This window comes from Rossellomorea sp. y25 (assembly GCF_038049935.1).
GTDB lineage: Bacteria > Bacillota > Bacilli > Bacillales > Bacillaceae_B > Rossellomorea.
The window spans coordinates 102501-115212 of sequence record NZ_CP145886.1 but is presented as its reverse complement, the minus strand read 5'-3'; the positions used below and the strand labels follow the sequence as shown (position 1 = coordinate 115212).

General features: G+C 47.9%; 4 protein-coding genes, 9 tRNA genes and 5 rRNA genes (1 of these 18 running past the window's edge). All 18 read right to left on the bottom strand.

Annotated features, from left to right (window positions below):
- Positions 1-134: 134 nt before the first annotated feature.
- On the bottom strand, positions 135-2582 hold the full coding sequence (gene clpC, locus AAEM60_RS00590; protein ID WP_299746073.1) for an ATP-dependent protease ATP-binding subunit ClpC: 2448 nt from the start codon (positions 2580-2582) through the stop codon (positions 135-137).
- 1 nt (position 2583) lies between these two features.
- Positions 2584-3666: a protein arginine kinase gene (locus tag AAEM60_RS00585; protein ID WP_299746070.1), complete on the bottom strand. Its 1083-nt coding sequence runs from the start codon at positions 3664-3666 to the stop codon at positions 2584-2586.
- Complete coding sequence (locus AAEM60_RS00580; protein WP_299746067.1) at positions 3663-4211, bottom strand: UvrB/UvrC motif-containing protein; 549 nt, start codon at positions 4209-4211, stop codon at positions 3663-3665. The genes AAEM60_RS00585 and AAEM60_RS00580 overlap by 4 nt, the downstream gene beginning before the upstream one ends.
- A 19-nt stretch (positions 4212-4230) precedes the next feature.
- Complete coding sequence (locus AAEM60_RS00575; RefSeq protein ID WP_148971217.1) at positions 4231-4692, bottom strand: CtsR family transcriptional regulator; 462 nt, start codon at positions 4690-4692, stop codon at positions 4231-4233.
- A 459-nt stretch (positions 4693-5151) separates the two neighbouring features.
- Positions 5152-5268, bottom strand: a 5S ribosomal RNA gene (gene rrf / locus AAEM60_RS00570).
- A gap of 104 nt (positions 5269-5372) precedes the next feature.
- Positions 5373-8307, bottom strand: a 23S ribosomal RNA gene (locus tag AAEM60_RS00565).
- A gap of 202 nt (positions 8308-8509) precedes the next feature.
- Positions 8510-10061: ribosomal RNA gene (locus tag AAEM60_RS00560) — 16S ribosomal RNA — on the bottom strand.
- A gap of 160 nt (positions 10062-10221) precedes the next feature.
- Positions 10222-10297 (bottom strand) — tRNA-Ala (locus tag AAEM60_RS00555).
- Between the two features lie 8 nt (positions 10298-10305).
- Positions 10306-10382 (bottom strand) — tRNA-Pro (locus AAEM60_RS00550).
- A gap of 7 nt (positions 10383-10389) precedes the next feature.
- Positions 10390-10466, bottom strand: a tRNA-Arg gene (locus tag AAEM60_RS00545).
- A 30-nt stretch (positions 10467-10496) separates the two neighbouring features.
- A tRNA-Leu gene (locus AAEM60_RS00540) sits at positions 10497-10585 on the bottom strand.
- Between the two features lie 9 nt (positions 10586-10594).
- A tRNA-Gly gene (locus AAEM60_RS00535) sits at positions 10595-10669 on the bottom strand.
- 9 nt (positions 10670-10678) lie between these two features.
- A tRNA-Leu gene (locus AAEM60_RS00530) sits at positions 10679-10763 on the bottom strand.
- A gap of 35 nt (positions 10764-10798) precedes the next feature.
- Positions 10799-10874 (bottom strand) — tRNA-Lys (locus AAEM60_RS00525).
- 33 nt (positions 10875-10907) lie between these two features.
- Positions 10908-10983 (bottom strand) — tRNA-Thr (locus tag AAEM60_RS00520).
- Positions 10984-11006: 23 nt separating this feature from the next.
- Positions 11007-11082, bottom strand: a tRNA-Val gene (locus tag AAEM60_RS00515).
- Between the two features lie 12 nt (positions 11083-11094).
- Positions 11095-11211, bottom strand: a 5S ribosomal RNA gene (rrf, locus tag AAEM60_RS00510).
- A 104-nt stretch (positions 11212-11315) separates the two neighbouring features.
- Positions 11316-12712, bottom strand: a 23S ribosomal RNA gene (locus AAEM60_RS00505) (it continues 1538 nt past the right edge of the window).
- The 16S, 23S and 5S rRNA genes sit together here with 9 tRNA genes alongside, the layout of an rRNA operon.

Here is a 12712-nt window from a genome sequence, read left to right as displayed (position 1 = left end):
GAGCTAGACAATAAGAAAAGCGCAGGTGGCTTGCCCAGAGGCGACAAGCTTTTCCAGAGCTCATCAAAGGTATCCATTATTATAAAAGAGGTACACGAAAAACATAAACGTGTACCTCTTTTTTCACCTTTGTATTAAGTAGGAGTATTAGCTGCTTCTTCTTCTTTTACCTTTACAACAAACTCACTATCTTCTACATCAATAACAATATTCTGACCTGTCAGCACCTTGCCTCTTAATAACTCCTCTGACAGTTTATCCTCTACATGTTTCTGAATGGCCCGACGCAGTGGGCGCGCACCGTATTCAGGATCGAATCCTTCATCTGCTATTTTTTCTTTAGCAGCAGCAGATAGCTCTAAATGAATATCCTGCTCTTTCAAGCGACTTGTCAGTTGGTTTGACATTAGTGTCACAATCTCTTTCAGGTGATCTTTTTCAAGTGAGTGGAAGACAATGATTTCATCGATACGGTTAAGGAACTCTGGTCGGAACGCACGTTTCAGCTCTTCCATTACCTTACCTTTCATATCCTTATAATCCTGCTTTCCATCTTGAATATTGAACCCAACATATTTGTTGCTCTTAAGGGACTGGGCGCCAACGTTGGATGTCATGATCAACACCGTGTTTCTGAAGTCTACCGTTCTTCCTTTTGAGTCTGTCAAACGACCATCTTCCAAGACTTGAAGGAGGATGTTAAATACATCAGGATGTGCCTTTTCAATTTCATCTAAAAGTACGACGGAATATGGCTTACGGCGAACTTTTTCTGTTAACTGACCGCCTTCTTCATATCCTACATACCCTGGAGGAGAACCTACTAAACGTGAAGTCGAATGCTTCTCCATGTACTCAGACATATCGATGCGGATCATGGCATCCTCGTCACCGAACATAGATTCCGCTAATGCACGGGCAAGTTCCGTTTTCCCTACTCCTGTCGGTCCTAAGAAAATAAAGGAACCAATCGGACGCTTCGGATCTTTCAGCCCTGCTCTTGCACGACGGACCGCTTTCGATACTGCTACGACTGCTTCAGATTGACCAATGACTCTGGAATGAAGGATCTCTTCTAACTTAAGTAATCGATCCGTCTCAGTCTGGGCAAGTTTCGATACCGGCACTCCCGTCCAGTTCGATACAACCTTCGCAATATCTTCTACCGTCACTTCCGTATTTTCCTGACCTTGCTTTTCTTTCCATGTGTTCTTCGTTTCTTCCAGCTCTTCACGAAGCTTTTGCTCTGAATCTCTTAGAGAAGCTGCTTTTTCAAACTCTTGGCTTTGAACCGCTGCATCCTTCTCTTTACGGATTTCTTCCAGCTTTGCTTCAAGCTCTTTCAGGTTTGGCGGCGTTGTATAAGAACGTAAGCGCACCTTAGACCCAGCTTCATCAATTAAATCAATTGCCTTATCCGGTAAGAAGCGGTCTGAAATGTAGCGATCAGACAGTTTCACTGCCGCATCAATCGCTTCATCTGTGATCGATACGCGGTGATGGGCTTCATAACGATCGCGTAAGCCCTTGAGAATCTGAATAGACTCTTCTGCCGTTGGCTCATTGACTTGAATTGGTTGGAAACGACGCTCCAGCGCAGCATCCTTTTCAATATATTTACGGTACTCATCTAATGTTGTCGCACCGATACATTGTAACTCTCCACGAGCAAGAGATGGTTTTAAAATGTTCGATGCATCGATGGCGCCTTCAGCTCCGCCTGCTCCGATTAACGTATGAAGCTCATCGATGAACAGGATGATATTACCTGCCTGACGAATTTCATCCATTACTTTCTTTAATCGATCCTCGAATTCACCGCGGTATTTCGTACCGGCTACCACTGTACCCATATCCAGGGTCATTACGCGTTTATCCCGAAGGATTTCAGGCACTTCATTTGCAATGATCTGTTGTGCAAGGCCCTCGGCAATCGCTGTCTTACCTACACCAGGCTCACCGATTAACACCGGGTTATTCTTCGTACGGCGACTTAAAACTTCAATGACACGCTGAATTTCTTTGCTTCGTCCGATAACCGGATCTAAGCTTCCTTCACGGGCGATTGCCGTTAAGTCCCGGGCTAAGCTATCAAGGGTAGGCGTATTGGCATTGGCATTGCCCGCGCCCTGGTGGTTGCTTGAGTCATTACTTCCTAGTAACTGCAATACTTGCTGTCTTGCTTTATTTAAGCTGACACCAAGATTTCCGAGTACACGAGCGGCTACTCCTTCACCTTCACGAATTAACCCTAATAAAATATGTTCTGTTCCTACATATGAGTGTCCCAGTTTACGAGCCTCATCCATAGAAAGCTCAATCACTTTCTTCGCTCTGGGTGTATAATGAATCGTTTGAGATTTCTCGGTTCCTTTCCCGATCAACCCCTCCACTTCTTTCTGAATCTTTTCAGGGCTCAGTCCCAACGCCGTAAGTGCTTTAGCGGCAATTCCTTCACCCTCGCGGACAAGTCCCAATAAAATATGTTCAGTACCAATATTACTGTGCGCCAAACGAATCGCTTCTTCTTGAGCTAACGCTAATACCTTTTGTGCTCTTTCTGTAAATCGACCAAACATCATATTATTTTTCCTCCTCACATGTATCCTTATCTAACTTAATTCGCTCTCGAATCAAAGAAGACCTTCTTATATCTCTTTCATTTGGTCTCAATGGACCTCCAGAATATTGTTGTAAAAATCCCGGTTGGGTTAAAATCATTAGTTCATTCAATATATTCTTAGATATGACTTTGATGTATCCTAAATCAATCCCAAGCCTGACATCCGATAAACACTTAGCTGCTTCCTTGGACTCAATAATTCGACTGTGCTCCAACACACCAAGTGAACGAAAGATCCTATCTTCTAATTGTATGTTAGACGTTTTAACTAATGCGTCCCTTGCCGATTGTTCTTTATCGATGATCTGTTTCACAACACTTAACAAATCTTCCACAATATCTTCCTCTGACTTACCGAGTGTCGTCTGATTCGAAATCTGGAAGATGTTTCCCAACGCCTCGCTGCCTTCTCCATAAATCCCTCTTACCACCAGACCTAATTGGTTAATGGCAGGAATGATACGATTTAACTGCTGGGTCAGGACCAGACCAGGCAAGTGCATCATGACAGAAGCTCTAAGCCCCGTTCCTACATTGGTAGGACAAGTCGTTAAATATCCATGTTTCTCATCAAAAGCAAAATCAAATTCGCTTTCAAACCAATCATCAATCTGATTCGCTCTCTGTAAAGCTTCCTTCAATTGTAAACCTGGATATAAACACTGTATTCGAATATGATCCTCTTCGTTTACCATTATGCTAATATCTTCTTCACTGGATAAAAGGACAGCCCCATAGTTCGTGTCCTCTGCCAAGTTAGGGCTAATAAGGTGTTTCTCCATCAATACCCTCTTTTGGAGTGGCTGAATCTCACTTGTAGGTAAAAATTCTAATTCACCTAATTTCTTCGGGTATAAAGAGAGCTTATCCTTCACGCGATCCACAATTTCTTTTGCTTCCTCAGAAGAATAAAGAGTAGAGAATCGAAAGTCTGTCAGGTTCCTCGCGAGGCGAACCCGTGAGCTGAGAACAATATCCGAATTCGGTCCCTCTTCATTCATCCAAGAACTAACAGCATTTTGTAAAAATCTCTCTAGACTCATCCTTTATCTCCTCCCTCTTTTTTAACATCTTTCTCCAGGGAGCGAATTTCGTCTCGTATCTCTGCTGCTTTTTCAAACTCTTCATCCGCAATCATCGTTTGCAGTTCTGACTTCAACTGCTGAATTTTTTTCTTCACATGAATGGCCCCGCCCATGCGTTCCGGAACCTTCCCGTGATGCTCCACATTTCCACTATGAACACGTTTTAATAGAGGAGTCAGCTCATCTTTGAACGTCTCATAACAATGAGCACACCCAAATCTTCCCACATTAATGAATTGCTGCAAGGTCATTTTACACTTTTCACACTGTAAAACCTCTGTCTTGGGTATTTCCGCTTCCTTTGCCTGCTTAAATGCAGGGGCTATATTAAGAAGACCTGCCAATAGATTGTTCACTGAGAAGCCGGAAGAAGAATCAAACATAAACATTTCACCCTTATCCTGAGCGCATTGCTCGCATAAATGAACCTCTGTCTTTTCCCCATTTATCACCTTGGTAAAATGAAGGGTTGCAGGTCTTTCATTACACTCTTGACAAATCATCCTACTCACCTCTCAAAACTTACTCGTACTTCAATGTATCCAGCATGGCCCTGAGCATTCTTCCCCTCAATACGTCCCGTTCAGGTAAATCGACCATGATCACCGAACGGTCCATTACGCTCAGCATGATCTTTGCTTCCCGTTCAGAGATAATATCCTCTTCTACTAATCGAAACACAATATCAGCTGCCGTATTCTGGCTGATCGTCTGAGTAATGAGTGCTACCAGCTGGTCAATTAGATGAACTTGATCGTGGGCCTTTACTTTCATAATTCTGATATAGCCCCCGCCACCTCGTTTACTCTCTACTACATACCCTCTTTCTATCGTGAACCGGGTATTGATCACATAATTAATTTGAGAAGGAACACATTGAAACTTATCAGCGATCTCGCTTCTTTTAATCTCGACTATCTCACTTTCACTCAGTTCTAAAACATTCTTTAAATAACGTTCAATGATGTCGGATATGTTCCTCATCAAACCTCCTCCTCATTTTGACTTTGACTATATTTGACTATAATTATACAACCGTGTTTTAAACTTTGCAATTATGAAGTTTGACCTTAGAAGTTTTCCTGTTTTAGGAAGGTTTTAAACGTGAAAATGTGAGTTTGTTGGATAGATTTTAGGAAATGGGGCATTGAGAGGGAGTGTTTTTTTATACGGGGAGGGCAGTGATAAGGGTCGGGAGTTGATTTTTGGAGAGGGGTGGAAGGATGGTCGACCTGTGATGTGATGGAATGGTGAATGGTCTATTGGTGTGATTGAGGAAGAGTGAAAGTTAGTAATTTGGATGGATTACTTACACTAAAAAGTTGGATTTATTGGGAATTAGTTTATCTTTTCAGCTGTATAGAGGAGTGATGTTCAATCCACAATCTCAAAAATTCAAACGACAAAAAAAGCAGCTCCTAAGAGCTACTCTTTTTCATATTTGCCTGGCGACGTCCTACTCTCACAGGGGGAGATCCCCCAACTACCATCGGCGCTGAAGAGCTTAACTTCCGTGTTCGGCATGGGAACGGGTGTGACCTCTTCGCCATTGTCACCAGACGAATTATTCAATTGAAGGATTGTTCCTTCAAAACTAGATAAAGAATTGATGTCAAGAAAGCCGAATACCGACCAATTGTTGTTCATTTAAAAAATGACTCTTTGTGGTTAAGTCCTCGATCGATTAGTATCAGTCAACTCCACATGTCGCCATGCTTCCATCTCTGACCTATCTACCTAGTCATCTTCTAGGGATCTTACTCACATACGTGATGGGAAATCTCATCTCGAGGGGGGCTTCATGCTTAGATGCTTTCAGCACTTATCCCTTCCGCACATAGCTACCCAGCGATGCCTTTGGCAAGACAACTGGTACACCAGCGGTGCGTCCATCCCGGTCCTCTCGTACTAAGGACAGCTCCTCTCAAATTTCCTGCGCCCACGACGGATAGGGACCGAACTGTCTCACGACGTTCTGAACCCAGCTCGCGTACCGCTTTAATGGGCGAACAGCCCAACCCTTGGGACCGACTACAGCCCCAGGATGCGATGAGCCGACATCGAGGTGCCAAACCTCCCCGTCGATGTGGACTCTTGGGGGAGATAAGCCTGTTATCCCCGGGGTAGCTTTTATCCGTTGAGCGATGGCCCTTCCATGCGGAACCACCGGATCACTAAGCCCGACTTTCGTCCCTGCTCGACTTGTAGGTCTCGCAGTCAAGCTCCCTTGTGCCTTTACACTCTGCGAATGATTTCCAACCATTCTGAGGGAACCTTTGGGCGCCTCCGTTACTCTTTAGGAGGCGACCGCCCCAGTCAAACTGCCCACCTGACACTGTCTCCCACCCCGATAAGGGGCGCGGGTTAGAATTTCAATACAGCCAGGGTAGTATCCCACCGATGCCTCCACCGAAGCTGGCGCTCCGGCTTCCAAGGCTCCTACCTATCCTGTACAAGCTGTACCAAAATTCAATATCAGGCTACAGTAAAGCTCCACGGGGTCTTTCCGTCCTGTCGCGGGTAACCTGCATCTTCACAGGTACTATAATTTCACCGAGTCTCTCGTTGAGACAGTGCCCAGATCGTTACGCCTTTCGTGCGGGTCGGAACTTACCCGACAAGGAATTTCGCTACCTTAGGACCGTTATAGTTACGGCCGCCGTTTACTGGGGCTTCGATTCGCACCTTCGCTTGCGCTAAGCACTCCTCTTAACCTTCCAGCACCGGGCAGGCGTCAGCCCCTATACTTCGCCTTACGGCTTCGCAGAGACCTGTGTTTTTGCTAAACAGTCGCCTGGGCCTATTCACTGCGGCTCTCTCGGGCTTGCACCCTACCAGAGCACCCCTTCTCCCGAAGTTACGGGGTCATTTTGCCGAGTTCCTTAACGAGAGTTCTCTCGCTCACCTTAGGATTCTCTCCTCGCCTACCTGTGTCGGTTTGCGGTACGGGCACCTTTTTCCTCGCTAGAGGCTTTTCTTGGCAGTGTGGAATCAGGAACTTCGCTACTATAATTCGCTCGCTATCACAGCTCAGCCTTCACGATGATGGGATTTGCCTCATCATCAGCCTAACTGCTTAGACGCACATATCCAGCAGTGCGCTTACCCTATCCTCCTGCGTCCCCCCATTGCTCAAACGGAAAAGAGGTGGTACAGGAATATCAACCTGTTGTCCATCGTCTACGCCTATCGGCCTCGACTTAGGTCCCGACTAACCCTGAGCGGACGAGCCTTCCTCAGGAAACCTTAGGCATTCGGTGGATGGGATTCTCACCCATCTTTCGCTACTCATACCGGCATTCTCACTTCTAAGCACTCCACCAGTCCTTACGGTCTAGCTTCGCAGTCCTTAGAACGCTCTCCTACCACTGACACCTAGAGGTGTCAATCCACAGCTTCGGTGATACGTTTAGCCCCGGTACATTTTCGGCGCAGAGTCACTCGACCAGTGAGCTATTACGCACTCTTTAAATGGTGGCTGCTTCTAAGCCAACATCCTGGTTGTCTAAGCAACTCCACATCCTTTTCCACTTAACGTATACTTTGGGACCTTAGCTGGTGGTCTGGGCTGTTTCCCTTTCGACTACGGATCTTATCACTCGCAGTCTGACTCCCATGGATAAGTCTTTGGCATTCGGAGTTTGTCTGAATTCGGTAACCCGATGAGGGCCCCTAGTCCAAACAGTGCTCTACCTCCAAGACTCTTACACATGAGGCTAGCCCTAAAGCTATTTCGGAGAGAACCAGCTATCTCCAAGTTCGATTGGAATTTCTCCGCTACCCACACCTCATCCCCGCACTTTTCAACGTGCGTGGGTTCGGACCTCCATTCAGTGTTACCTGAACTTCATCCTGGACATGGGTAGATCACCTGGTTTCGGGTCTACGACCACATACTCATTCGCCCTATTCAGACTCGCTTTCGCTGCGGCTCCGTCTCATCGACTTAACCTTGCATGGGATCGTAACTCGCCGGTTCATTCTACAAAAGGCACGCCATCACCCGTTAACGGGCTCTGACTACTTGTAGGCACACGGTTTCAGGTTCTATTTCACTCCCCTTCCGGGGTGCTTTTCACCTTTCCCTCACGGTACTGGTTCACTATCGGTCACTAGGGAGTATTTAGCCTTGGGAGATGGTCCTCCCAGCTTCCGACGGGATTTCACGTGTCCCGCCGTACTCAGGATCCACTCAAGAGGGAATGAAGTTTCAACTACAGGGTTGTTACCTTCTTTGACGAGCCTTTCCAGACTTCTTCGTCTACTTCATTCCTTTGTAACTCCGTATAGAGTGTCCTACAACCCCAAGAGGCAAGCCTCTTGGTTTGGGCTACATCCCGTTTCGCTCGCCGCTACTCAGGGAATCGCAATTGCTTTCTCTTCCTCCAGGTACTTAGATGTTTCAGTTCCCTGGGTCTGCCTTCCATACTCTATGTATTCAAGTAAGGATATTGTTCCATTACGAACAATGGGTTCCCCCATTCGGAAATCTCTGGATCAAAGCTCACTTACAGCTCCCCAAAGCATATCGGTGTTAGTCCCGTCCTTCGTCGGCTCCTAGTGCCAAGGCATCCACCGTGCGCCCTTCATAACTTAACCGAATTGGTTGTTACATCAGGTTTAAAACCTAAAATGGCGATACTCGGTAATTTCTTGACTATCAATTATATCTTTATCTAGTTTTCAAAGAACAAACACAACTTCTATCTCGTAAGAGATAAAAAATGTTTTGACGGTAATTAAACCATCAAAACTGAACAAAACTTCGACGTGTCAAACGTTTTAGTTAAATCTTCCTTAGAAAGGAGGTGATCCAGCCGCACCTTCCGATACGGCTACCTTGTTACGACTTCACCCCAATCATCTGTCCCACCTTAGGCGGCTGGCTCCAAAAGGTTACCTCACCGACTTCGGGTGTTACAAACTCTCGTGGTGTGACGGGCGGTGTGTACAAGGCCCGGGAACGTATTCACCGCGGCATGCTGATCCGCGATTACTAGCGATTCCAGCTTCATGTAGGCGAGTTGCAGCCTACAATCCGAACTGAGAACGGTTTTATGGGATTGGCTAAACCTCGCGGTCTTGCTGCCCTTTGTACCGTCCATTGTAGCACGTGTGTAGCCCAGGTCATAAGGGGCATGATGATTTGACGTCATCCCCACCTTCCTCCGGTTTGTCACCGGCAGTCATCTTAGAGTGCCCAACTGAATGCTGGCAACTAAGATCAAGGGTTGCGCTCGTTGCGGGACTTAACCCAACATCTCACGACACGAGCTGACGACAACCATGCACCACCTGTCACTCTGTCCCCCGAAGGGGAAAGCCCTATCTCTAGGGTTGTCAGAGGATGTCAAGACCTGGTAAGGTTCTTCGCGTTGCTTCGAATTAAACCACATGCTCCACCGCTTGTGCGGGCCCCCGTCAATTCCTTTGAGTTTCAGTCTTGCGACCGTACTCCCCAGGCGGAGTGCTTAATGCGTTAGCTGCAGCACTAAGGGGCGGAAACCCCCTAACACTTAGCACTCATCGTTTACGGCGTGGACTACCAGGGTATCTAATCCTGTTTGCTCCCCACGCTTTCGCGCCTCAGTGTCAGTTACAGACCAGAAAGTCGCCTTCGCCACTGGTGTTCCTCCAAATATCTACGCATTTCACCGCTACACTTGGAATTCCACTTTCCTCTTCTGCACTCAAGTTCCCCAGTTTCCAATGACCCTCCACGGTTGAGCCGTGGGCTTTCACATCAGACTTAAGAAACCACCTGCGCGCGCTTTACGCCCAATAATTCCGGACAACGCTTGCCACCTACGTATTACCGCGGCTGCTGGCACGTAGTTAGCCGTGGCTTTCTGGTTAGGTACCGTCAAGGTACCGCCCTATTCGAACGGTACTTGTTCTTCCCTAACAACAGAGTTTTACGATCCGAAAACCTTCATCACTCACGCGGCGTTGCTCCGTCAGACTTTCGTCCATTGCGGAAGATTCCCTACTGCTGCCTCCCGTAGGAGTCTGGGCCGTGTCTCAGTCCCAGTGTGGCCGATCACCCTCTCAGGTCGGCTACGCATCGTCGCCTTGGTGAGCCGTTACCTCACCAACTAGCTAATGCGCCGCGGGTCCATCTGTAAGTGATAGCAAGAAGCCATCTTTCAACCTTTCCTCATGCGAGGAAATGAGTTATCCGGTATTAGCCCCGGTTTCCCGGAGTTATCCCAGTCTTACAGGCAGGTTACCCACGTGTTACTCACCCGTCCGCCGCTGACTGATGGGAGCAAGCTCCCATCAATCCGCTCGACTTGCATGTATTAGGCACGCCGCCAGCGTTCGTCCTGAGCCAGGATCAAACTCTCCGATAAAAGTTTGAATAGCTCTTAAAAATAAATCTAGAATTAACGTTGACGTATTGTCTTGTTTTGTTCAGTTTTCAAGGTTCAATGTGTAAGTGCTTCTGTTTGAAGCGACTTGATAATCATATCATTTCCACCCAATCAGTGTCAATGATTTTTTTAAAAATTTTGGTGGAGCCTAGCGGGATCGAACCGCTGACCTCCTGCGTGCAAAGCAGGCGCTCTCCCAGCTGAGCTAAGGCCCCAAATAAGGTGGTCGGGAAGACAGGATTCGAACCTGCGACCCCTTGGTCCCAAACCAAGTGCTCTACCAAGCTGAGCTACTTCCCGATCTATATGGCGCGCCCGAGAGGAGTCGAACCCCTAACCTTTTGATCCGTAGTCAAACGCTCTATCCAATTGAGCTACGGGCGCTAAATATGTTGTTTTCTTCCGAAAAATCAATGGTGCCGAGGACCGGAATCGAACCGGTACGGTAGTCACCTACCGCAGGATTTTAAGTCCTGTGCGTCTGCCAGTTCCGCCACCCCGGCAAAATTTTCTGGAGCGGAAGACGGGATTCGAACCCGCGACCCCCACCTTGGCAAGGTGGTGTTCTACCACTGAACTACTTCCGCGAAATATAATGGTGCGGGTGAAGGGACTTGAACCCCCACGCCTTGCGGCGCCAGATCCTAAGTCTGGTGCGTCTGCCAATTCCGCCACACCCGCATGTATGATTGATATTTTGCTAATGCAAAAATCAATGGTGAGCCATGAAGGACTCGAACCTTCGACCCTCTGATTAAAAGTCAGATGCTCTACCAACTGAGCTAATGGCTCCCAAAATATAATGAGACAAAATAAAAAAACCAATGGTGCCGGCAAGAGGACTTGAACCCCCAACCTACTGATTACAAGTCAGTTGCTCTACCAGTTGAGCTACACCGGCATATTGAATTATTCATAAAAAAATGGTGGAGGATGACGGGATCGAACCGCCGACCCTCTGCTTGTAAGGCAGATGCTCTCCCAGCTGAGCTAATCCTCCGAAATATATATCGCCTGGCGACGTCCTACTCTCACAGGGGGAGATCCCCCAACTACCATCGGCGCTGAAGAGCTTAACTTCCGTGTTCGGCATGGGAACGGGTGTGACCTCTTCGCCATTGTCACCAGACGAATTATTCAATTGAAGGATTGTTCCTTCAAAACTAGATAAAGAATTGATGTCAAGAAAGCCGAATACCGACCAATTGTTGTTCATTTAAAAAATGACTCTTTGTGGTTAAGTCCTCGATCGATTAGTATCAGTCAACTCCACATGTCGCCATGCTTCCATCTCTGACCTATCTACCTAGTCATCTTCTAGGGATCTTACTCACATACGTGATGGGAAATCTCATCTCGAGGGGGGCTTCATGCTTAGATGCTTTCAGCACTTATCCCTTCCGCACATAGCTACCCAGCGATGCCTTTGGCAAGACAACTGGTACACCAGCGGTGCGTCCATCCCGGTCCTCTCGTACTAAGGACAGCTCCTCTCAAATTTCCTGCGCCCACGACGGATAGGGACCGAACTGTCTCACGACGTTCTGAACCCAGCTCGCGTACCGCTTTAATGGGCGAACAGCCCAACCCTTGGGACCGACTACAGCCCCAGGATGCGATGAGCCGACATCGAGGTGCCAAACCTCCCCGTCGATGTGGACTCTTGGGGGAGATAAGCCTGTTATCCCCGGGGTAGCTTTTATCCGTTGAGCGATGGCCCTTCCATGCGGAACCACCGGATCACTAAGCCCGACTTTCGTCCCTGCTCGACTTGTAGGTCTCGCAGTCAAGCTCCCTTGTGCCTTTACACTCTGCGAATGATTTCCAACCATTCTGAGGGAACCTTTGGGCGCCTCCGTTACTCTTTAGGAGGCGACCGCCCCAGTCAAACTGCCCACCTGACACTGTCTCCCACCCCGATAAGGGGCGCGGGTTAGAATTTCAATACAGCCAGGGTAGTATCCCACCGATGCCTCCACCGAAGCTGGCGCTCCGGCTTCCAAGGCTCCTACCTATCCTGTACAAGCTGTACCAAAATTCAATATCAGGCTACAGTAAAGCTCCACGGGGTCTTTCCGTCCTGTCGCGGGTAACCTGCATCTTCACAGGTACTATAATTTCACCGAGTCTCTCGTTGAGACAGTGCCCAGATCGTTACGCCTTTCGTGCGGGTCGGAACTTACCCGACAAGGAATTTCGCTACCTTAGGACCGTTATAGTTACGGCCGCCGTTTACTGGGGCTTCGATTCGCACCTTCGCTTGCGCTAAGCACTCCTCTTAACCTTCCAGCACCGGGCAGGCGTCAGCCCCTATACTTCGCCTTACGGCTTCGCAGAGACCTGTGTTTTTGCTAAACAGTCGCCTGGGCCTATTCACTGCGGCTCTCTCGGGCTTGCACCCTACCAGAGCACCCCTTCTCCCGAAGTTACGGGGTCATTTTGCCGAGTTCCTTAACGAGAGTTCTCTCGCTCACCTTAGGATTCTCTCCTCGCCTACCTGTGTCGGTTTGCGGTACGGGCACCTTTTTCCTCGCTAGAGGCTTTTCTTGGCAGTGTGGAATCAGGAACTTCGCTACTATAATTCGCTCGCTATCACAGCTCAGCCTTCACGATGATGGGATTTGCCTCAT

Excerpts from the sequence above, each read along its gene's own strand:
- clpC (WP_299746073.1), bottom strand. The coding sequence starts at position 2,582 with ATGATGTTTGGTCGATTTACAGAAAGAGCACAAAAGGTATTAGCGTTA.
- AAEM60_RS00580 (WP_299746067.1), bottom strand. The coding sequence starts at position 4,211 with ATGATTTGTCAAGAGTGTAATGAAAGACCTGCAACCCTTCATTTTACC.
- AAEM60_RS00575 (WP_148971217.1), bottom strand. The coding sequence starts at position 4,692 with ATGAGGAACATATCCGACATCATTGAACGTTATTTAAAGAATGTTTTA.
- AAEM60_RS00585 (WP_299746070.1), bottom strand. The coding sequence starts at position 3,666 with ATGAGTCTAGAGAGATTTTTACAAAATGCTGTTAGTTCTTGGATGAAT.